The sequence below is a fragment of the Agrobacterium sp. K11 genome, from assembly GCF_059429395.1.
Genome location: NZ_JCAHRB010000020.1, coordinates 1 through 20,152 on the forward strand (window position 1 = coordinate 1; position 20,152 = coordinate 20,152).

Consider the following 20,152-nt stretch of genomic DNA (forward strand, 5'->3'; position numbering starts at 1 on the left):
CATCAGGGCTAAATCAATCTAGCCGACTTGTCCGGTGAAATGGGGTGCACTCCACCGGGAATTTCGCTATGCCGCGTTACTTTTTCCACGTCCGAGACGCTGAAGGGCTTTCCGTGGATATGGAGGGAGCAATTCTCTCTACTGATGAGCAGGCAAGACACGAGGCCGTGCAAGCCGCGAGAGAAATGCTCTCAGAAAAAATCCTCAAGGACGAAGTCGTAGATGGCAGCTCATTTGAAGTTATTCGCGGCGACGGCCATTTGATCGCGAGAATCCCCCTTAAATCTGTTATGCGCTTTAAGTAAATTCTGCGCGTCATCACACTCGACCATATAGATTTCACACATAGACTCTTCGCTTATCGCGTGTTCTCATTTGAAGAGGAGAGAATATAGACCAAGCGGGAGGGATGAACGTATGCCTAGGGGGCTTATTTCAGAGTTGGAGCAAGCGGCGTCCGAAGTATCTAGCCTCACTCCACATCAAGTGAGAACGCTGCTGAATAGAACGATTAATATGGTCCAACGACTTCATGCGGAAGTACCGGGCGAAGCGATCAATCGTGATTTGATGAGCTATCTCCGCACCGCATCTATGGAGACTGGCCGGCTCTCCGAAGATGAGAAGGTGCACGTACTGCTTGATGCAGCAGAAGGTATACGAATGCTGTTGTCGAAGCGACCAACAAACTTAGGCGAGATGAGACAGACGAGTTACATCGGTAGCTAGAGGGGCCGAAGCCGCGCTCAGCAAACCATAACGGTTCTTAATAGCGCTATCGCGGTGTTTTGATGTTCTCGAGTCGTGCCAGACCAAACAAAAAGCCCGCCTACCTCTCGGCAAGCGGGCCAAATTAGGAAGCCCGCGTCGCGCGCGGCTTTGATTGATTTTCGACGATGCGATCCACGCGTAACGTCATCTTGTCGACGGCATCCTTCACGGCGCCGATAGCGCCCATAATCTGCTCAGTCTGTTCGCGAAGGCCGGACTTTGAGACGTAGGTTTCCGCCACATGCAGACGGTGAGCCGCGAGCTCTTCCCTCGCAAGGCACGCCATTGCCGAAGCCGCAGAGGCGGCGCCAGACGCCTCCATCTTTGCGGCACTGATCTTCGCGTCGACGTACTTCCAGAGGCCGAACAGAAAACCAAAAACCGTGATGAAGAAGGCAGCGACAGCCATGATTTCAGGGCCGGTCATGGCTTCACCCCGCAGAGCTTCTGCAGCTTCTCATTCTCGATGAGGATTTGCCGTTTTGTTTCCGGCGTGAGGCTATCCTCGAAGGAGGGCCGCACCGGTCGCGCGATGTCGCAGTAATTACCGCTTGTCGCGCATCCACTGAGTAAGACGACGATCAACATCATCGTCGCCAAGATTTTTGATTTCATGTTCGACGTCCCCAGCCTTCTTGATAGCCTTGGCATTCGCCGCAGCCTGCTCGTCCTTCGCCGCGGTGCGCCCTGCCCGCTGGCCATACAAAAAGACGCCCGCAAGGATCGCGAGCGCCGTGCCGATTGCGGCTAGGTAGCCTTTAAGCTTGGCGATGATCATCAAACCACCACCTCCTTCCCGCGCCAGCTATTCCAGCGGCGCGCGATCACATCGCGGTTGCGGTAGGCCACGTAGACGACCACGGCGACAAGCACGCCTGCGGCGATCCAGCCCCATGGGAGGCCTGCGGTGAAGGCAAGCAATCCAGAACCAGCCGCAGAGCTTGCACCTTTTGTAACCACGTCCTTGGCCGCGCCTGCGTCCCGACGAAGCTGCGCGATGGTGGCAGGACCGACGATGCCATCAGCGATAAGGTGCGGGTGTGCCTTCTGATAGGCAATAACAGCAGACTTGGTCTTTTCGCCCATCCAACCGTCGATAGCGCCGGGATTGAGGCCAGCAGTCGTGAGCAGCTCCTGCGCTTCCTTCACAACTGGATCCGGTAGCACCGGCGGTTCCGCCGTCACTTCTTTCGTCACGCCAACGCCGGTATAGATGCCCTTTTCGAATAGAAGCGCCTCTTCCTTGCGACGGCGCACGAGGCCAGGCAGTTTCTTGCCTTTCGCAGTGTTGTAGTTGCTTGCGAGATGAGCGGCGGCCTTCTGGATCTGGCCTTTGCGCCAGAGATCAGCCCACGTCCAATTCATCGCGCCGACGCCGAGATTGAACGTCACGGATGCAGCAGCGTCCAGCTCATGCTGTTTGCGATTCTTGGGCGAACCGGCAACGACGGCAGGTACGTACTCGGCAGCGAGAACAGCGTCGAGGATGACATCGCTCTGCGATGCGGTGATCTTGGTCTTACCTGGGACAAGCTTCGTGATGCCGATCTTGGCCAGTTCGCGGCGAACTGAATCGCTGCGCATCGTGAAGCCCGTACCGATCGTCGGAATACCGACAGGGTCGAGGTAGCAGGTAAGTGGATTGCCCTCGTGCAGGCGCACGAAAGCCCTCCCCTGTGTGGAGATTTTAGTGATTGGCATTTGGGAATCCTTATGGGTGCCGGTTTACGCTACCGGCGATATCTGTTGGCGGGGCCAACCTTGAATGGTATTGAGTGCAAAACGTGCGGCGGGGGCAGCTTTGGAACGGCACCAGAAAATCATATTCCTTGAGTACCTGCGGTGCTTTGCGTTTATCAGCGTGCTTTTGGGACACAAGTTTCCGGGTGGAGCAAGGATCCAGACGGGGGCACCCAACGCCTTTACTGATGCCTACAATTTCTTAATGCCGATGTTCTGGAATGGAGGAACTGGCGTCATCGTATTCTTCTTAGTTTCTGGATACGTAATCACTGCTGCAGCAGAAACCGATAATCCGGTGTCATTCTTCGTCAGGCGCGTGTTCCGTATATATCCGTTGTACATCGCTGCGGTGCTCATGCAGTTCTACTTTATGGATGGCAGTATTCCGCCTTGGCAAGCGCTTTGGCCCAGACTTTCACTCCTTGGCGATTTCACTCACACGGATAGGGTTCTTAACGGCGTAGATTGGACGCTGCGCATAGAAATTCTGTTCTACGCTGCGATGACCTTACTTTGCTTTTTTCCTGTCAGGACTAGAATGGTCGTTTTGGCGAGTTCTGTGATCCCAGCGATCCTCTTGTGTGCTTTGCTGCCAGGCTTTCCGAACTGGTCAGAGCTCACATACGATTTTCTGAACCAATCAGCACCTTTTCTCCTGCTTGGATCGATCGTTTATTTGTACGAAACAAAAAGAGTGCCGCTCTACTTTTTGGCGGTGGTCACTGCGTTGACCTACGCCAACCTGTCCTACCGTCTGTCTCTACTCGAAATCTACAACATGTGGGGAAGCGTTGCCGCAGGGTGTCTTTTCTGTCTGGCTTGGATGCTTAGAGAAAAACTGCCGCAATCGAGTTTGATTGTGTGGACCGCTGGGCTGACTTACTCGGTCTATCTGTTCCACACGTGGGGGTTCGATTACTTCTATGCGAGGATTGCTGTTGGTGAGCCCGTCCGCAGCGCCGCCACCCTATTTCTGCTTTTCGCAGCATGTTGGCTGTTGAGTGTAATTGTCGAAAAGCCTTTCACGCAAATTGGGCGACACCTATCACGAGGCAGCAAGAATCTCTTCGGCGCGCTCAGACCCAAAGAGAGAGTTAGCAATGCCAGCCAGTAACGACCACAACTCATCGTCGCTGCGATACTCAGTGGCAGCATTGAAGATGCGCTGAATACGAGAGGGCTGCGCGCCCATGACACCTTCAACCGCAGCAACCTCTGCATCCGTCATCCTCCTCCATAGGTCGGTCGGATAAATAACTTTTGCGGGCTCAGAAAAATCGGGCAGAGGTTCAAAACCTGCATCGGCGATCTCGACTGGCGTTAGGTCGCGCTCCACGCCGTTTTCGACTATCTTCATCCCCTCACCCCTTCAAGCTGAATAAACCCCGACATCGCTACGCCATTCGTGTTGACCAGTTGGATCGCGTTCTCCGCGCGAGCCATATCAAAACTGGATTTAGTCTCAAAAATTGCTTGACCGACCCCTGATGCCGTCCTGTGCCCTTTTGATAGAAAGTGGGTGAATCTCGATGAAACGTTGAACTCAAAAACCTCCGATTCAAAAACACTGAAAAAGGAAGTGCCTCCTTGAATTGAAGCGCCATTAGCAGTCGTGGAGTTCCATGTCGTTGTTGGGCCAGAAGATCGCTGAGATGTTGCAAAGCTATATGCTGCCGCTCCAGAGGCGTAAGATCCGCCATTGTCGTTACTCAATCTAAACAACACACCGCTTTCGCTCGCGTTTTCGATAGCTGCGGTTAAGCGAAGCATACGAAAAACCCCAAGGTCGGTGCGCGACCACGAGACAACACCACCAAGAGGTTCTTGCGCAATGAGTTCCCAACCACCAAGTGTCTGCCGAGCCTGAGCAGCAGTCAGAAATTTGATCGTCTTGCCAGTGGTGCCGTTGGCAGCAGCGAACTGACCATCGACGGATGATGCCGCACCAGTGACGTCACCGGTGCCCGATCCGTCTGTCCCCTTCTGAGCTAAGAGACGCCAATAGGTGTTTTCCGTCGTTGGTAACGTGGGTGGCGCCTGTCCTGCCGGAACTGAGGACTTTGCAATCCATGTGGAGCCGTTATTCAGAACGGCATCACGCGCTGCATATGTCGAGCCTGAACTGTAGTTACCAACAGGGTTAAGGCCCGCGGGGCCAGGATCGCCTTCATCACCTTTACCACCAGTGATGTAACTTGGGTCGCTCCAGTCTCCAGACGCCGCTGAGTTCTTGCTGTAGAGAGCCGCCCGTCCGTCTCCGACGTCAGAGACCAGAACCTTAAAGCCCTGCGCTTCTGAATTGTATGCGGCTCGATCAGCCAGCGTGTCGACCTGAACGTCGAATTCCACACCGTTGACCAGCGCCGCCTTATTGATCGTCCCGAATACTCCCGGGCCAATGCCGATCGGAATATCATCGGTGCCAACCGAGATTTCAGACAGGCTGTCAAGGTTGCCATTCGACAGCGAAGCCAGCAGCCGACGCATTGCCTCGACTGCTGCAATCGTTGGCGAGGTCAGTTCGACCTTGTAGGGCGCGTCTGTCTGGGCAGGACCGGGCCAGTCGTCGGCAAGCAACAGCTCTGTGTCGCTGATGATTTGCTCGATGACGATCGGGCGGCCGACGTGGATACCAAACTTGTCACCGACCTTGATCGGCGTCAGTCCGGCGACCTCCGTCATCCAACCGGTATCCGTGCCGGTCACAGTGCGAGAGCCGACAGCGACGGTAGCCGTACCGTCGCCGTACCATGTGGTGTTAGCCATTGGCGGGGTCTCCTTCGCCTTCACCGCGAGCGAGGCGCAGATCGGCTTCAAGGCCGTTGATCTTGTCGAGAAGGATTTGGTTCTCTTGTTTCTGCATCGAAAGATGCTGGGATAGCAGCAGAGTGCGCTGCTTCAAAAAGCCTTCGCGCACTTCTGCTTCATGCAAAGCGACGAGAGCGTCGACCTGCATTGTGTTGCCGGTAGTCATAGGATTTCCTCAGCGCTTAAAGGTGGATGCGATCAAAATGGTTCTATCGACCGATCCAAGGAACGGACCGCCGGATACGGTTACTCGAAACGTTGTCTGAGACTGATTGGACAAGGGGGTGTAGAGAACAATGTCGCTGCCAACGTAGCGGAATCCGCTGGCGTCATCCGTCGAGTTGAAGATGCAGAAGTTGCTCACTTCGCCACCGTTGGTGATATTTTGGGTAACAATCTGAGACTTCCCGTTGACCGTTCCGCCAGATATCAACTTGCTTACGATATCAAGGCGCACAGTCGGAGATCCTTGGCCGTGGCTCACGGTGACATCAAACGTACCAGTGTCAGTTCTCGCGTTGGCATCGACCCGCGTGATTGCGCCTGGCTCGATGTTAGAGGTGCCAACCTGAAGGTTGCCAATGTAGGCTTCCTCAATGTTGACGTTCCCGAGCACGGAGGTAAATGCCGATAGCTTGTTGACCCTGATGTCGTTGGCGTAGAGCACACCGCCCTGAACTACGAACGGCTGCTTGATCACCGACATATCGCCGCTGGCTATGACAAATTGGTCAGCGAAGCCGACCAGGCGCGTCGGGCTCAGCGGGTTTGCTGGTACATCCAACAATAGCGCCGCAGAACGATACTGACCGTCGTTGACAGCCGCCGTCACGCCATACCGAGCCGCGTATCCTGCCGGTGTGGCTAAAGCCGCCCAGGCAATATTAACGAACGCGGAGCTGCCGCCTAGTGCCGCCGTCAACGTCTCCACCTTGCCAGCGACGGCCATGGTTTCGTTGACGGCAAGCTGGATATCCTCGCGATATTCAGCGCGCGCCGCGCCCAGCTCCACGGACAGTTCTCTGGCGAGATTTCGGGTGTCTTTGTAGGCAATCGTCGCCATTTCCATCTGTGCGGCAATAAGCCCGTCGATTGCGTCCTGTGCCGTTCTGGCGCTGTCGCGAAGCCAACCGAGAGCATCACCGATACCGCTTAGATCGATATCAACATAAACATCGAGGTCGGAAAGCAGGACGTTCGGTGTAATGACAGGGATAAATCCCGACCACAAAACCGGCCTGTCGCCACCCGGTATGTAGCGGCCACGAGCTACGTAACTCTCGTTAGGCAGCAACCCTTGCGAGATGAGCATTGAGCCTACCTGCGGCTGGTCTGTGCGACCTTCCGTGACCTTTTCAAGCGATGCCTGAAGGCGGACTTCGTACTCAATGCCTATAACGTCATCGAGGCGACCATCGCTGTTGTCCCAAGTCAGTCGGATGGCAGGCCGGCGATCCTGACCAGTGCTGTCCTTAACCGTGGCTGGTTCTGCGAACCATTCAATGATCGGCTGTGGCGATGGGCGAATTACCCCGAGCTGCCCATCAACAGGAGGCTTGAAGTCTGTATCGGTACTCCAGTCGTAGTCGGCTGGATCAACCTCAGTGATGTCGACCATCACATCGAGGTTGGCGCGATCTGCAACGCCATCGAGGCGCATCAGTTTCGCGATGTAGCCGTTACGTTCGGAAGTCCACGAGAACACCGTCCCCGGTGTCGCGTAGGCCCAGAAGCGCGGAGGCAGAACAATCGTGTGCCTGCGGAAGCGTCGGGCCTCTTCGAGCGCCGACCTCATCAGCCGCTGTACCTGCTCCGCATACGGAACAAAGTTCAGATCGACATCAGCCATCAGACGGCGATTGCCGTCGATCGCTTCAAGGTCAGTCCGATAGATCGGCGGTGCAGTCTTTGATACCCAGCCGTCTTGCGGAGAAGGATAGTTCGCAGAAACACCGTTAATAGTGTCTGCCAATCCAAGGAACGGCGTGAACTCCTGCTCTTCAGTCGACAAGATATCGGCGTCGGTGAATGCGATAACCGGACCATCCGGAGCACCAGAATGCAGGTAGTAGACGCCACCAACTTCCGAAATCTTGCCTTGGCATGCGGTTAGCAGTGCCTCGACGGCCGACGTCAGCGGAGCCTCGACCTGGACTTCGCCGCCGCTTCGGTACGTGTTGACCCAGCCAGTGGATTCTAGCGTACCAGCGCGGTGCTTCTCGATCTGCGCAATCCACGCCAAAGCAGGGAGGCGGGCCGCCGCCATATTCTGCAGGCCGTAAAACCACTGGCCGTTGTAGCTGATGCCTCGCAGCAGATTGTAGATCTGCACCGCCGGCAGGAAGTCGCCGTCGCCGCCCCATGTCGCCGGATCGGCATAACGATGAGTTCCAACACCACCAACAGTGCTGTCGCGGGATGGGTCGTACAAGCGCATGCCATCTAGCACGAACTTGAACGAAGGCACTCCGGAGAACATGTTCTTCGACACGCGCGCAGTGACAATCGCGTACGAGACACCACGCCCGATGCGGTCAGGGTTCCACCACCTGTTACCGTTCGATACCGACGAGAACAGAAAGCTGTCCGCCGTCGTCTGCGTGCCATCGTAGAACTTGACCCAAAGGCTGTCAGGGTACTCGTTCACGATCTGGCCGCGCTCGGAAGCGGCGCCAAGCGTAACGCGCTCACCGTTCACCCACAACTCGACAAGGCCACGGATCGGCATGTCGGAGAGCGCAATCACCTGCGTGAGGTAGGCGTTAGGCGTGTCACCGTCCTGACCCCACGTATTGACGAACACGAGAGATCCAGCAGTCGCAGTACGACCGAGGATAAAGGAGCGCGAGATATCGCCGCCGCCTTGCAGTGTGCCGTTGATCGAGAATGTCGGATCTTTGGGCTTGCCGGTGAGCGACTGGGCGAGCAGGCTGACGCCGACGCCTACTGCAGTTTTCAGCAGGAAAGAGCCAACGACGCCGAGGCCACCAATAAAACTGGAGACAGCCGAGATCGCGCCGGATATCGCGGTCGCGATACCAGAAAAAATAGCCATCGATTTTCCTTGCGATGCGCTGCGCTAACCGCGCGCTTAGCCGCTAGAGCGGCTTCATGAAGTGTGTTTCGACAGCGCCGTACCCGCGCCGCTCGTAGAGGCTGGAAACGTCATTGGTTGCCAACGATGCCATGCCGACGGAGACGCAGCCGACTGAGCGCGCCCATGCCTCGTAGGCGTCAAGCATCTTGATTGAGCCGCGCCCGCGCGCCTCTGGCGATACGAACCAGACCGTTTCCTTGGCAATGCGGCCAGCACCGAACGGATGATCAAAAGCAGCGGCCATCAGAACGCCGTGCGCACGCTCGCCTGTGACCAGCACGCAAGCCATTGGAGAACGCATGTGCTGCTGAAACAGCTGGTCTGCGTAAGCCGCCTGAAACGGAAAGGTGAAGCCTGCGGCCTCATGGCTTTCGCGGAGGAGCGCAACAACACGGTCGCGGTCCTCGACGGTAGCAAATCGAACATCCATCAGAATATCCCGAGAAATTTCTTGCGCTTCGGCTGCGTCGCGACCTTGCCTTTCTCGGAACCCCAGAAGAACTCCCACTCGGACGAGGTGTCTGCATCGGTGTAGAATGCATCACCGGCCTGCCGCAGAACCTGCGTAGCATGGCTGCGCGTCGCCGGATTGGAGCGCGTCATCTCCTGAGTATGGCTGGCGCACACCATCGTCACACTACCCTCTTCATTTTCAGAGGGCGTGTTGATCGTGATGGTGTCGACGAAACCGACGAAACGACACTCGGCAGGCGCCACCATCTGGCGGCTATCCGGATCGAACAAGCCGCGGTAGATCTCGACGCGAGCCTGCTTACAGTCATAGAGGCGGACAAGCGTCTGAACGTGCTCGCTCACCTGCGACAGGCGGATGTTGACGTTCTGCACCGACAGGTTGGCGACGAGCGGAATGTCATCGATCTGCACCAGCGTGCCGGAGCCATACCAGTCACGAGTGACAGGCAGACCTGTGTCCGGGTGGACTACAGCCGCCGACACGTTGCCGACGTCCGACCACATGCCGTCTGTAACGGGCGCACCAGTCGCTCGATCGCGCGCAACAAACCAGAGGAAGTCACGCGCTACCAGTTGCCGCGCCCCAAGCGCAGCAAGGTTTTCTGCTGAGATGTTTCTCATTGATTTCCCGTTGGGATCTGACACCAAAAAGCCACCTCAGGTGGCCTAGACACAGACTTAAAGTTGAGCATTAATCACGCCGTCATTGGGGGATTTCATGAAGTACTTTTTTCTAGCCATTGCGGCTTTGACGCTCACCGCATGCCAGACCCAAACGCCTACGGAATGGAAAGCGCAGAGGGCCATTGAAGACGGCGCCGATCGCTACTGCCGCACCACGAAAGGGAAGGAGCAGTTTGCTACGTGTTACGAGCGAGAAGTTCGTGGCCGTAAAAAATTCTATGACGGCATCATGGCTCGTTACGCACACGTGCAACCGCGTTGAGATTTTGCTCCGGAGATTTCATGAAGTCCTTAATCGTCACGCTATCGGCCGCGTTCCTGACCGCCTGCCAACAAGGCCCAATCGTAAAATCAGAGCCGTTTGACTGGAAGAAAGCGGTCCACAGGAATGCCGAGCGCGACTGCCGCGACAAGAAGGGTTCCGATCTCTACGCGAAATGCTTTGATCGTGAAGTTGCCAAGGGCACTCGTGAATCGAAGATGATCGCCGCGCATTTCGGGGTGAAAATTCAATGACTACCTGGCCTCAATAGCCTGAAACGTAACCGTGCCGCGACCCGTCGCCATGTCGGCAGTCGTCGAGATCGAACCAGGCACGATTGCCATGATGCAGGATGGCTTTGCCAACGTTGCGGCAACAGGCGCCACCACACCGGGCCACAGATGAGGGCGCACTTCAAACTGCGTCGTCACGCCACCGCCGCTAGCAGTCACTGACTCCATGACCATATGCAGGTCTTTGTCGCCTATCTGGATGTAATCGCCGACCGTGACTTTGTAGCCAGCGGGCAAGCCCGAGAGTGAAATAGCCTTGCGGTTCGATGCAATGGTTGCCACCTGGGCAACGCCGTTGAAAGCACCGCCGGTGGGCCAACTGGCGTTCGGATAGGCAACCGGGAAGCAACGCGATTTCGGGAATGCGCGGAAGGTTTTGAGCCCGTTTTCCAAGCTGGTGAGCCTGGCACGCCAGTAGTCCAACTCATTCGGCTTCATCGTGCGCGATTGCGCCGTCATCTGCCAGAGCGGAGAGCCAAGGTCTTTGACGACCGTCTGGCCGCCGGCTGTTCGGGACTGCTCCTGCCGCCAAAGCAACTGAAATTCAGTCGTCCAGCCTGGGAACTCATCGAAGAAGGAAGTTGGGAGCGGGTATGTGATTGTCATTGTGAATTCCGCCTCTTGCGGGGACTCGACTCCCGATTGCGTCCGTGTTTTTTTGCGGTGGGGTAGTATGCTCGGCTAGCGATAATGGGGGAGGAAATGAAGAGCACAACGATCATGATCGCCGCGGCAATGCTGCCAACGGCGCTAACAGCCGCACCCGAAAAAGATTACAGACAAGCCGCCGAGCAACTTGGAGTGATCGTGGCCGCTGAAAGCTTCTGCGGTTTCAAATACAACCACAACAAGCTCTCGGGTTATCTCTTCAGTATCGCACCACCCGATGAACGGGGCACCTTGAGATTCGGATCAGCATTCCGATCGAGTGTACTTCGCACGGGAGAACAGCAAACTAAAATGAATGCAGGCGCTAAGGCAGTCCATTGTGGCGAGGTCAAGAGATCCGCCAAAGCACTAAAATTCTTTAGTTAGACCATTCTACCGCCCGCCTTCCGCTGCGTCGCCCTACCCCAACTTCACGTTTCGTTTTTGAGCCGATCGCACAGCCGCCTCGACGCGGCCCTGCATTTCGGCGCCCTGCTTTGCGACTACCCTCTCAAGTCGGGCCACAGCCTCAGCATCAGCCCCGCGCGCGTCAATGACAGGAGCGTAGTTGACCTTTACGGCATTGTCGTTTGCCGGGCGCAGCGACGGGATTGACGGAACCGAAATCCCGACAGGGCCACCGTTGGCGTAGCCTTTGAGATTGCGCCGCATTGCCTCCATCGCGGCGGGGCCGCCGGCAGCTTGAACCGCAGCCTTGTCAAAGACGTACTCGCCTTTATGAACGACGCCCGCCGGCTGGTATTTGCCACCGTCGCCGGTATAGCCGCCATCGGAGAAGCCGGGTCTTGCGGTAGGAACCGGCCCCGTCATCGGAAGAGAAGCAAACCCGCCGCCACCAAACAGGCCGAGGAAGCTACTCAGGAGGCCGCCACTGCCGCCAGCTGCACTGTTTACCTTGAACAAGCTGGCGAGCACGTCGTCGAGTAGTGCGTCGCCGATCCGACTGAGTGCGCCCGCGAAAGCATCAGCTGCGCTCTCACCCTGAATGAGGTCATCAATGAAGCCGCGCGTCGCGCCCTTAGCAACGTTGTTCCATTCGCTGAGTTTTTGCTGTTGCTCCTGAGCCTGCCTTAGCGCCTCAGACTGACGAGCATATGCCGCAGATTCCTGCTCGATTGCGGCAATCTTGTCGGGCGAAAGCGTGATGCTTTCCAGATCCTTCTCGCCCTTCTTGCGGGCCTCTTCTCGAAGGTCGGCGAGTGCCTTCTGCTCTAGGTCAAGAGCAGTGCGGCGCTTGGTCTGAGCCTCGTTAGACAGGCCTATTAGGCTCATCTCCTGGCGAAGCGCTTCGGTTCGATCGCGAACTGCCTGAAGGTCTTCCGCGAAGCGATCGGATGCAGTCTTTGTCGGCGCCCTCGCCCGCTTTGGTGTACCGAACCCTCTATTTTTGTCCGTATCCAGGTCAGATGGGCGTCGATCTGGTGTCGGGCCGTTATCCGGTAGGGGAAACTGAGTTCCTTGGATTGTGGCATCTGCGCCGAATTGTGAATCCTGCTGGCCTGCTCCGCGCCACGTCCTCGGATCATTGATCCTGGAGGTTGCTACAGACGTTGCGTCGTTGACTTTCTGGACGCTGTCAGCGGCCGACAGCGCAGCTGCCGATAGCGTGGAAAAGTATTTGGCGAACTCAGTGAGTGCAGGAATGCCGGTGCTGTTTATGGCCGCACTGAGGGCCGACTGCACACGGTCCACATCTTCAGTCTGCGCCTTGCCTTCTTCGGCAGCCTTCGCAAAGTCATTGAATGCTGACTGGAGGTTCTTGATAACGTCAGCTTCTTCACCTGCAGACTGAAGTTGCGAGACCAGATCAGCAATGGTGGCGCGTGTACTCTCGACCTCTTTGCGGACGTCAGCGAGCGTGTTGGTATTTACAATGTCAGCGCCCTTGGTGAGGTCGGCGTTGTCCTGCGCACGCTTCAACTGATCAGCGTAATCGCGCAAGGCAGGAACCGCATCGCCCCACCGCTCGGCTACGGCAGCAATCAGCGCAGCCTGCTCCTTGAGCACCTCGGCGGACTTATCGCCTTCATTCATTATGGTGGAGAAGTACTGAAATGCCGCCGTGCCCGCGGCAATGACACCGATTGTCACCAGAGACAGCGGAGAGATAACGGAAGAGAATGCGGCTGCAAGACCTTGTCCGACACCCTGCCCGCTGTCTTTAATCTGCTGTAGGACGGCCGAAAGCTGCGTGCCTTGCTGCAAAGCGATCTGGATAGGCGACATGCCCATCGCTGCCGTCACGCCGATGTCCTGAAACTGGGCTGCGATGTTCGCCGTGTTGAAGCTGTTGCCGCTACTCGTTGTAACTGTTGCCTTCAGTGCGGCGTTACGGCCCTTGATGGCTGCAGTCGACGCAAGGGCGGCCTGTCGCTCTCGCTGAATTGCCGACGCCATCTCATTAGCAGAAATGGCGCCGGCAGCATGTGCCTGCCGGATCTCGGCGACGGCGCTCTTATAATTCGAAATGGTAGCGAACAACGGGCTGTATTTGGCGCGGAGGCGATCAAGCTCTTTCTGCTGATCAGCGAGAACCCCGTTCCATTCTTTTGCTGCCGTCGTCCCAATACCCACCATACTGTTGATGCGATCCTGCATCGACGTGGTGAGCGAATTGTTGATCGACTTCCCAGTCGCGGCAAAACGTTTCTCAATGCCACTGGATGCCGCGCCCACGTCCGACACCAGCCTGTTTAGCGCACGCTTTACGGTTGCAAGGTCGGTGCTGATTGAGATAATCAGATCATCATTATTATTACCGGCCAAGTCGGTGTCCTAACGTGAAAAGGCCCGCCATTAGCGAGCCAAAGAGGATGGATATGCCCAAGTGCAAACGGTGCGGGTCGGACTATTATCTGGGCGGTAAGGACGGCCACTGCGTTGATTGCGAGGAAGCGGTCGCGAAGAGCGACGGCGACGCCAAAAAGCAGTCGATCATCATGACGACTTCGATTGACGTGCCTAACCGTGAGGTTGAGAGCGTCATATCGATAGTCGCGTCGGAAGCCGCCTTGGGCATGAGCATTTTCAAAGACGTGGCCAATAATTGGCGGGACTTTGTGGGTGGTCGGGCAAACGCTTCCCAAGCCTCACTAAAGGAGGCACGTCTCGCATGTTTGGATGGCCTTAGGTCAGAAGCCTTTGATGTCGGAGCGGACGCCGTAATCTCTGTTGACCTGGATTACAATCAACTGACGACCGGCGGCACCGGAGGCATACTCTTTGTCGCGGCGACGGGTACGGCTGTTAAGCTAAAGCCAGCATAATATCTTTGGGGGTACCATGAAAATAGCGATGGCAATGGCGGCCTCAATGGCCGCAGTCCTTACGGGCTGCACCAAAATGGAGCAGTACTATCCAAACGGGCAAGTCGTCGAGATTGACGGCATCGAATTCTCAGTCTCTCCTATGGGCAACAAGGCTGGCTCCTACAAGGCGATGCCGAACAATCCGAAAGACCAGTCATTCCTGATGCTCGATCCGATGGTTTGGGTTCGGAACACTAAAGCGATCGAAAAGGCTACCGGATGCAGCGTCTACCGCGAAAGCGTGAAGAATCATGAGAACACGACCTTCGCCGCGGTAGACTGCTCAGCTAAGCCGAACCCGGCTTAGCCTAACCACCATACTTCTTGATCAATTCATCCATTTCTTCGTCAGACGGCGGCGCCACGGACTTTTTGGAGCCGTTTGCTTCGGCCTTGCCTTTCACCGCGAGGGTGAACTCGGTCAAGCTGGACTTCCAGAATATTCCTGGTGGCCAACCAAGGCCGCCGAATGCGATCTTTTGCCAGTCGCGCCAAGGGAATGGTTCTTCTACGCCGCCTTTAGAGCGGCTTCCCCGTTTCCCTCGTCTTCCTCATCAAAATGATGGGACAACGCCTCAGAGATCGCTTTGGCAACAGCGCCAAAGTGCTTCAGCTTCAATGCACTGATGGCTTTCACCTTGTCGCCCCGCACGGTAAGCAGATCGAGAGCGGCCACGGTAGCAGCCGGCTCGACGCCCGACAGGCGAAGGAACAAATCGGACATACTTTTGCACGACAGGCGCGATGACACGGCAGCAAGGCCACCCATCTCAGCGACAATGACTAGCGGCTCCTTGCCGACCCACAGGCCGACCTCCCCCCGAGCTCCGTTTACTTCCAACGGAAAAGGTTTTTCAGCATCAGCCAAATTACACCTCCGCGACGAATGCAAGAACACCAGCAGCAACGAACGTCGCGGTGAATTCCATATTGCCTTCCATTTCGCCGCTGAACTCGAATTCAGAAACGAACCAAGGGCCGGTGTAAGTTCCAAGACCGGGAACTATTACCTTGGCGTTGAACTTAGTGGCGTCGTTGACGTGGGTCATGAACGCTGTGTTGGAGGCGCTCTTCACGAACTTGCCGGAGCCGGAGAACGTGCGGTTCTTGATGCCCGGCTCTGCTGTTTTCTGCGGCGTGTTCTCTGGATTGACGCAATCCGTAATGGTCGTGTCGACTTCGTTTGCGGACATATTGAAGCTGCGGGTCGTCAAACCGCACAGATTCGAAAAGACTTCGGGAGTTTCGCCGTCACCAATCTGGATGAGCAGCGTACGACCAATCTGTTGACCGTCGGCCATGAGTAAACCTCAAAATTTAGGGGTTGATGGCCAATCAGGCCGGTGTCTCGACGCGCGCGACAAATTCGACGACGCCATGCGTCGTAACTTCATCCGGGTCTTTGAAATGACGGGTGTCTTGCCGCGTAATCGATATCAATCGATGTGAGGGCAGCACTAAGGGTGCTTCATCCAACGCCTCGACGACCTCGTGAATGATTTCCTTCAGCTCCTTAAAGCCTCCGGAATATTGCGACCAAACGTGGATCGTCACGTAGATGAGGTTCGACTTCAGACAGCCGACGTCATCTCTAATCACTTGGCTTTCGCCGTATTCGACGTATGGAAACGCAGCATTGGTCGGCGGGCGGTCGTAAATGCGCTGTGCGACAATGGCCGTTAGCGATGAACGTGCCTTCAGCCTTGCGACGATGGCGCCCTGTAGCTCAAGATCGGGACTAGCCATTAGTTCTTCATGGCCTCCCTCACTCCGCGCGATATGGCATCGCTAATCTTCTTTTTGGCCTTGGCTTTCATCGATCGCCATGTCGGAAAGACGTGTGGCTGCGCCCTTGTGCCGGGATGCATCCTTGCGCCGTCGCGCTGCTTCCTGCCCGCAACAGTGCCGCCGCCTTTGGCGACATTGTGCGGCCGCGTGCCAAATTCCAAAAAGTGCCAAATCCATGCGGCGAAAACTCCAGTGGCATCCGGATCCTTGCTGGCTGTTGCTCCGACGAGGGCCTTTGCGCTCGGCCTGTCAGAAATCTTGCCGCCCTGTATCGAGGCAGCATAGTCGCCAGCCGTTGCGCTGTTACTTATCGGCGCCCGGTCGGAGATTTTGTCGGCGGCTTCGGTAGCGATCTGAAGTTTCGCTTCGGCGGCGTACTTGTTGGCGAGCGGAGCTACCTGATTGAGCTTTTTCGTCAGCGCCTCGCGGCCCAGAACCTTTGCTTTAATCACGAAGCCTCCCCTTGCACCACAAGCAGCTCGATCCACTGGTTGCGCTCGTCGATGTTGACCGCAGCCTTGATGGCGTAGACCGCGCCTGACCGCTTATTCCGCGCCCGCCAAGCTGGCGTGATAGTACGCGTGCGTTCGTTGCTGCGGACGGTCATGGTGTAGGGCTGCAAGCCCTGAAGGCGGCTTGCAATCACAGGCTCGCTGCCGACGCGCGGCTCAAGACGTGCTGGCTCTACGAATTGCTCCGCGAATCCGACGACCACGCCACCATACCCATCGCCACCCTCGACCTCGGCCTCAAAGCCGATGCGCTCACTCAGCGAGCCTGCGCCCGCCCTCTTGCGTTTTGGCATTCGGTCGATCCTTGGTGGGTTCAGCAGCCTTAGCAGCTATTGCAGCCGCTGCGCACTTGCGTGTGACGTTGTAGAGGCCAGCCTTGTAGGCGATGGTGAAGCATGGCTGGCGCCAGTCGAACGGTTCATGGAATCGGAGCCACATAGTCGTCCGCCACTGTTCGCCAGACACGCCACGGAGCCAGAAGCATCCGTACCGCTCGCGGAAGAACCGCGTCGCCCGCTGCCTTCGGGTCAGGCTCGCGCACCTCGTAGAGATCGCCGGTCACGAGAAGGATCGCCGACACGATTGCGGGCGTTGCAGCGATGCCGTCGGCGGCCGTGGGTGTTTCGCCTGCGGCTACGACTTCGCGATCAAGATGCTGCGTAACAATGCTCTCAGCGGCGTCGCGATAGAGGCCGATCTCCACATCTTCATCTTCATGAAAGACACGGAGATGCTTTTTGACGGTTTCGAGATCGACGATGGCCATATCAGGCCGCCACTACTGCGGCAGTCGGCGCGCTTGTGACAGGCACGCTGCCCTTGTCATTCGTGGCGGTTACGCGAACCGTGATGGCCTTGCCGACGTCACTCACGACCGGAACATAGGTCGCCGCCGTCGCTCCAGCGATTGCGACGCCCGCCGCGAACCACTGCCGTGCATAGGTCGGCGAGCCGGACCACGTGCCGGCGGTAGACGTTAGCGTCTGTCCAACCTGCGCCGTGCCCGTAATTGCAGGCGCGATAGAATTCACCGGCGAGCCGATACCGTTGACGATACCGGCGCCGATATAGGATGCGACCCTGCGCTTACGAACCTTCGTTGACAGCATCGGGTTTGTCCTTCTTCTTCGTCGATCGAGCAGACGAGATCACCGGCTTGTCAGCGGCTTCATCCTCGGCGTCGTCTTCAACAGAGGCGTCAGCCTTAACCTCGCCGATGATGTCGACCAGGCCCAGCTCATCGAGCTGCTTCGCCTCGCCCGCCTCGACCTTGAATGGATCGCTCTTTTTGGTCTTCAGTTCTTTGCCAACGGCGAACGTGCGCTTGGCTTTCACTTCTAGAAAATTAGTCATGTTCACTCCCTTTCAAGGAAGGGGAGCCGAAGCTCCCCTCAGATCAATCAGGCGCCTTCGACATCGCCAGTCACGAAGGACTCGGGGCGATAGACTGCGAACGCCAAACGCTCTTCAGCGCGGATGGTGAACATGTTCTTCTCGAAGTCGTCGACGTTCTCGCTGGACAGCAGCACTTCGATTTCCATGCGGTCAAAGATCTGGGCTGCGAAGCTGAACGCGCCGGTGAGGAACTCGCCTGCGGCCATCGCCTGCGTCGAAACAACCGGCAGGTTCCAGAGCGTCGGAGTGAGCGAGCCCTGCGGGTTGCCGATGATGTAGTTGCCGCCGGCGTCCTTGGTCAGCTCAATCTTCGCCCAGTCGATCGGGTTCAGAACGAACGCGGTTGCCGGATATTCAGCGAGAACGACCTGCAGAACAGCCAGACGAAGACGGTCGATGCCAGTTTCGTCTGCGGCAGCGAATGCCGGATTGAACGCGGTAGCCTGCGGAACCAGACCGTGGATGTTCTGGCCGGTGCCAGAGCCATTCAGCAGCTGATTTTCTTCGGCGAAACGGAGACCGTAGCGAGCGCGGCCGTCGATGTAGGAGCGAAGCGCTGGCGCGTCGTCCAGGATCTGGCGGGAGGCCTTAAACAGGTGCGCGATCGTACGAACCGGCGCGGACGTCATGTCGAACGTCAGATCCGAATAAGGCTTAGCAGTCGTTTCAGCGACCGGTGCAGCGTTGTTCGTGTAGCCGGTTTCCTTGACGTATTCGATCGAGCTCGAAGCAGTCTGGCCGGGCAAAACCAGGTCGCGGATCGTCAGCTGGCGCTCAGGCAGACCAAAGATGCCAGGAACACGCGCGCCGGGAACCAGAGACGTACCCTGAGAGCGGCCGGCGCCGACGGTGGTATTGGCAGAAGTGATGGCAGCGCGGTCGGCCTTCACGCGGATTGAGCCGCGGGATGCGCCAGTGAGCATGCCGGCCTTGAACTCGGCAGAATCGATGACGAGGTCACCGAGCGACTTCTGCTCGTTTTCGCCGATCTCGTTTTCTCGAGCGGCGCGCTTCTCCATCTCGCCGAGGCGGGTCGTAACGTCGCCAAGTTCAGACAGAGCCTTGTCAGTCTTTTCCTTCAGCTCCGCCGAAACTTCGCCGTTGGCGGCAAGCTTCGTGGTAAAGTCGATTGCAAGATTGCCAACCTGCTCCTTGATGGACGCAAGCGAAGTACCGAGCTCGCCGATCTTATCGGCAAGTTGATTATCAGCCATAAGTGGCTCCTTTTATCGAATGAGTGGTGATTTTGCTTCGGCGATGAGCCGTTCAATGGCTGCCAAAGCAGCAGCATCCGTCTCGACGTCAGGAGCCCCCTGACCATCTTTGAGGTAGAGCCGAGCGGCCCGCTCTGCCTCAGAGCCCGATAACCCCATCAGTCCCCTGATGCCGTTCTCGAACTCGCGTTTTGTGATTTGCTCGCCGGCGGACATCTTTGCGACCAGCGTCTGTGCGGCCTCAGCCTTCGCAGCGTTTGCGGCCTTGATGCGCTTTACCGGCGCAGGTTCCGTGTCCGCGCCGTAGCGGGCCAAGGTCTCGTCAAGCGTCGCAACACGGTCGACCATGCCGCGGTCCATGAGGGCTTCTGCGTAAAACACGCGCCCCTGACCGTAGCCGTCCTCAACCTTGCTGACCGTCACACCGCGCCCTTCAGCAACGGCTGCAACAAACCGATTGTACGAGCGATTCACACCGTCCTGCACGTGGGCCAGCGTGTCCTTGCCGAGCGGCTCGGTCTCGTTACCCTCAACCTTGTGCTTGCCGGCTGAAATGTACGTGCGTTTGATGCCACGCTGCTCAAGAGCTGCGGACAGGTCATCATGGGCGGTATAAACGCCGATCGAACCGGCGCGGCCAGATGGAGTGACGACAATTTCGTCGGTCGACGCCGCGATCCAGTAAGCCGCGCTTGCAGCCAGGCTGTTGACCTGAGCAATGATCGGCTTCTCGCCGCCGCGAAGCTTGCGGATTTCGGTCGCGAGCTCGTCAGTGCCGGGCACCGTGCCGCCGGGGCTGTCGATGTCGAGCACGACAGCCTTGATATCCTCGTTCGAAAGCGCTTTGTGCAGCGCTTTCTTGATACCGGCGTATGAAGTGCCGCCGCTCATCGCGGAAAACAGGTCCATTTTATCGGCCAGAACCCCATAAACCGGGATTATGGCGACGCTGCCGCTATTTTCAGCAATTTCCTTGGCTCGCGCGTCGTCGATCGAGGCAGCGAACTCGGACGAAAACAGCTTCTCACCTTCGGCCCGCGCCACCAAAACATCAGCCAAAACGCCCAGTTTTTCGCGCTGAATAGCCCAAGGCTCGGCCAAAAAGGCCGAAATCAGGTGTTCAAACTTCATGAT

General features: G+C 57.2%; 28 protein-coding genes and 1 pseudogene. 7 read left to right on the forward strand and 22 right to left on the reverse strand.

Annotated elements, in window-relative coordinates; genetic code table 11:
• The first annotated feature begins 68 nt into the window (after positions 1-68).
• The gene (locus AC5SEO_RS25735) at positions 69-305 is read left to right on the forward strand and encodes a DUF6894 family protein (RefSeq protein ID WP_025593740.1); all 237 of its coding nucleotides are present in this window, start codon (positions 69-71) and stop codon (positions 303-305) included.
• A 548-nt stretch (positions 306-853) separates the two neighbouring features.
• Here the strand turns inward: AC5SEO_RS25735 and AC5SEO_RS25740 are convergent.
• From AC5SEO_RS25740 to AC5SEO_RS25750, 3 genes are all read right to left on the reverse strand, one after another.
• Positions 854-1,198, reverse strand: coding sequence for a hypothetical protein (locus AC5SEO_RS25740; RefSeq protein WP_076845793.1), 345 nt, complete (start codon positions 1,196-1,198; stop codon positions 854-856).
• Positions 1,199-1,315: 117 nt separating this feature from the next.
• Complete coding sequence (locus AC5SEO_RS25745) at positions 1,316-1,549, reverse strand: hypothetical protein (protein ID WP_019567289.1); 234 nt, start codon at positions 1,547-1,549, stop codon at positions 1,316-1,318.
• Positions 1,549-2,472: a glycoside hydrolase family protein gene (locus AC5SEO_RS25750; protein WP_495364154.1), complete on the reverse strand. Its 924-nt coding sequence runs from the start codon at positions 2,470-2,472 to the stop codon at positions 1,549-1,551. Before AC5SEO_RS25750 ends, AC5SEO_RS25745 begins: the two co-directional genes overlap by 1 nt.
• A 64-nt stretch (positions 2,473-2,536) precedes the next feature.
• Between AC5SEO_RS25750 and AC5SEO_RS25755 the strand changes: the two genes are divergently transcribed.
• Entirely contained in the window at positions 2,537-3,628 is a 1,092-nt protein-coding gene (locus tag AC5SEO_RS25755) for an acyltransferase family protein (RefSeq protein WP_495364155.1), read from the forward strand.
• On the opposite strand, the gene AC5SEO_RS25760 is transcribed toward AC5SEO_RS25755, so the two are convergent.
• The 6 genes from AC5SEO_RS25760 to AC5SEO_RS25785 are packed head-to-tail and all read right to left on the reverse strand — an operon-like array spanning position 3,560 to position 9,514.
• Complete coding sequence (locus AC5SEO_RS25760; protein ID WP_495364156.1) at positions 3,560-3,871, reverse strand: hypothetical protein; 312 nt, start codon at positions 3,869-3,871, stop codon at positions 3,560-3,562. The genes AC5SEO_RS25755 and AC5SEO_RS25760 overlap by 69 nt on opposite strands.
• On the reverse strand, positions 3,868-5,280 hold the full coding sequence (locus AC5SEO_RS25765) for a fusion protein (RefSeq protein ID WP_495364157.1): 1,413 nt from the start codon (positions 5,278-5,280) through the stop codon (positions 3,868-3,870). Before AC5SEO_RS25765 ends, AC5SEO_RS25760 begins: the two co-directional genes overlap by 4 nt.
• Positions 5,273-5,488, reverse strand: a complete 216-nt coding sequence (locus AC5SEO_RS25770) for a hypothetical protein (protein ID WP_495364158.1) — start codon at positions 5,486-5,488, stop codon at positions 5,273-5,275. The genes AC5SEO_RS25765 and AC5SEO_RS25770 overlap by 8 nt, the downstream gene beginning before the upstream one ends.
• A 9-nt stretch (positions 5,489-5,497) precedes the next feature.
• Positions 5,498-8,377: a phage tail protein gene (locus AC5SEO_RS25775; protein ID WP_495364159.1), complete on the reverse strand. Its 2,880-nt coding sequence runs from the start codon at positions 8,375-8,377 to the stop codon at positions 5,498-5,500.
• Between the two features lie 43 nt (positions 8,378-8,420).
• The gene (locus AC5SEO_RS25780; RefSeq protein ID WP_495364160.1) at positions 8,421-8,849 is read right to left on the reverse strand and encodes a GNAT family N-acetyltransferase; all 429 of its coding nucleotides are present in this window, start codon (positions 8,847-8,849) and stop codon (positions 8,421-8,423) included.
• Positions 8,849-9,514, reverse strand: a complete 666-nt coding sequence (locus tag AC5SEO_RS25785) for a hypothetical protein (protein ID WP_495364161.1) — start codon at positions 9,512-9,514, stop codon at positions 8,849-8,851. The genes AC5SEO_RS25780 and AC5SEO_RS25785 overlap by 1 nt, the downstream gene beginning before the upstream one ends.
• Positions 9,515-9,611: 97 nt before the next feature.
• On the opposite strand from AC5SEO_RS25785, the gene AC5SEO_RS25790 reads away from it, so the two are divergent.
• Together AC5SEO_RS25790 and AC5SEO_RS25795 are read left to right on the forward strand one after the other, a co-directional pair.
• Complete coding sequence (locus tag AC5SEO_RS25790; protein ID WP_019567280.1) at positions 9,612-9,839, forward strand: hypothetical protein; 228 nt, start codon at positions 9,612-9,614, stop codon at positions 9,837-9,839.
• Between the two features lie 20 nt (positions 9,840-9,859).
• Complete coding sequence (locus tag AC5SEO_RS25795) at positions 9,860-10,093, forward strand: hypothetical protein (RefSeq protein WP_025593764.1); 234 nt, start codon at positions 9,860-9,862, stop codon at positions 10,091-10,093.
• Here AC5SEO_RS25795 and AC5SEO_RS25800 read toward each other — a convergent pair whose 3' ends face one another.
• A complete protein-coding gene (locus AC5SEO_RS25800) occupies positions 10,094-10,738 on the reverse strand; it encodes a hypothetical protein (RefSeq protein ID WP_025593767.1) in 645 nt (214 codons plus the stop codon).
• A 96-nt stretch (positions 10,739-10,834) separates the two neighbouring features.
• Here AC5SEO_RS25800 and AC5SEO_RS25805 point away from each other — a divergent pair, with 96 nt between their 5' ends.
• Entirely contained in the window at positions 10,835-11,167 is a 333-nt protein-coding gene (locus AC5SEO_RS25805) for a hypothetical protein (RefSeq protein WP_025593768.1), read from the forward strand.
• Positions 11,168-11,200: 33 nt separating this feature from the next.
• Here the strand turns inward: AC5SEO_RS25805 and AC5SEO_RS25810 are convergent, their stop codons facing one another.
• The gene (locus tag AC5SEO_RS25810) at positions 11,201-13,567 is read right to left on the reverse strand and encodes a phage tail length tape measure family protein (protein WP_495364162.1); all 2,367 of its coding nucleotides are present in this window, start codon (positions 13,565-13,567) and stop codon (positions 11,201-11,203) included.
• Between the two features lie 47 nt (positions 13,568-13,614).
• On the opposite strand from AC5SEO_RS25810, the gene AC5SEO_RS25815 reads away from it, so the two are divergent.
• Together AC5SEO_RS25815 and AC5SEO_RS25820 are read left to right on the forward strand one after the other, a co-directional pair.
• Positions 13,615-14,067: a YbjQ family protein gene (locus AC5SEO_RS25815; RefSeq protein WP_495364163.1), complete on the forward strand. Its 453-nt coding sequence runs from the start codon at positions 13,615-13,617 to the stop codon at positions 14,065-14,067.
• 16 nt (positions 14,068-14,083) lie between these two features.
• Positions 14,084-14,416, forward strand: a complete 333-nt coding sequence (locus tag AC5SEO_RS25820; RefSeq protein ID WP_495364164.1) for a hypothetical protein — start codon at positions 14,084-14,086, stop codon at positions 14,414-14,416.
• A 1-nt stretch (position 14,417) separates the two neighbouring features.
• Here the strand turns inward: AC5SEO_RS25820 and AC5SEO_RS25825 are convergent.
• The 11 genes and pseudogenes from AC5SEO_RS25825 to AC5SEO_RS25875 form a co-directional block, all read right to left on the reverse strand.
• Positions 14,418-14,597: pseudogene (locus AC5SEO_RS25825) on the reverse strand (phage tail assembly chaperone); the annotation flags it as partial.
• A 20-nt stretch (positions 14,598-14,617) separates the two neighbouring features.
• Positions 14,618-14,977, reverse strand: a complete 360-nt coding sequence (locus tag AC5SEO_RS25830; protein WP_495364165.1) for a hypothetical protein — start codon at positions 14,975-14,977, stop codon at positions 14,618-14,620.
• A gap of 1 nt (position 14,978) precedes the next feature.
• Entirely contained in the window at positions 14,979-15,410 is a 432-nt protein-coding gene (locus AC5SEO_RS25835; RefSeq protein WP_060641805.1) for a phage tail tube protein, read from the reverse strand.
• A 34-nt stretch (positions 15,411-15,444) separates the two neighbouring features.
• Positions 15,445-15,855, reverse strand: a complete 411-nt coding sequence (locus AC5SEO_RS25840) for a DUF3168 domain-containing protein (RefSeq protein ID WP_060641806.1) — start codon at positions 15,853-15,855, stop codon at positions 15,445-15,447.
• Complete coding sequence (locus tag AC5SEO_RS25845; protein ID WP_495364166.1) at positions 15,855-16,349, reverse strand: HK97-gp10 family putative phage morphogenesis protein; 495 nt, start codon at positions 16,347-16,349, stop codon at positions 15,855-15,857. The genes AC5SEO_RS25840 and AC5SEO_RS25845 overlap by 1 nt, the downstream gene beginning before the upstream one ends.
• Entirely contained in the window at positions 16,346-16,702 is a 357-nt protein-coding gene (locus AC5SEO_RS25850; protein ID WP_495364167.1) for a phage head completion protein, read from the reverse strand. Before AC5SEO_RS25850 ends, AC5SEO_RS25845 begins: the two co-directional genes overlap by 4 nt.
• A 125-nt stretch (positions 16,703-16,827) precedes the next feature.
• Positions 16,828-17,175 carry a head-tail connector protein gene (locus AC5SEO_RS25855; protein WP_112539665.1) on the reverse strand — a complete coding sequence of 116 codons (348 nt, stop codon included), beginning with the start codon at positions 17,173-17,175 and terminating at the stop codon, positions 16,828-16,830.
• A gap of 1 nt (position 17,176) precedes the next feature.
• A complete protein-coding gene (locus tag AC5SEO_RS25860) occupies positions 17,177-17,518 on the reverse strand; it encodes a hypothetical protein (protein WP_495364168.1) in 342 nt (113 codons plus the stop codon).
• Entirely contained in the window at positions 17,496-17,762 is a 267-nt protein-coding gene (locus AC5SEO_RS25865) for a hypothetical protein (RefSeq protein ID WP_495364169.1), read from the reverse strand. Before AC5SEO_RS25865 ends, AC5SEO_RS25860 begins: the two co-directional genes overlap by 23 nt.
• A gap of 47 nt (positions 17,763-17,809) precedes the next feature.
• On the reverse strand, positions 17,810-19,018 hold the full coding sequence (locus tag AC5SEO_RS25870; protein WP_495364170.1) for a phage major capsid protein: 1,209 nt from the start codon (positions 19,016-19,018) through the stop codon (positions 17,810-17,812).
• Between the two features lie 12 nt (positions 19,019-19,030).
• Entirely contained in the window at positions 19,031-20,149 is a 1,119-nt protein-coding gene (locus AC5SEO_RS25875; RefSeq protein WP_495364171.1) for a S49 family peptidase, read from the reverse strand.
• Positions 20,150-20,152: the final 3 nt, after the last annotated feature.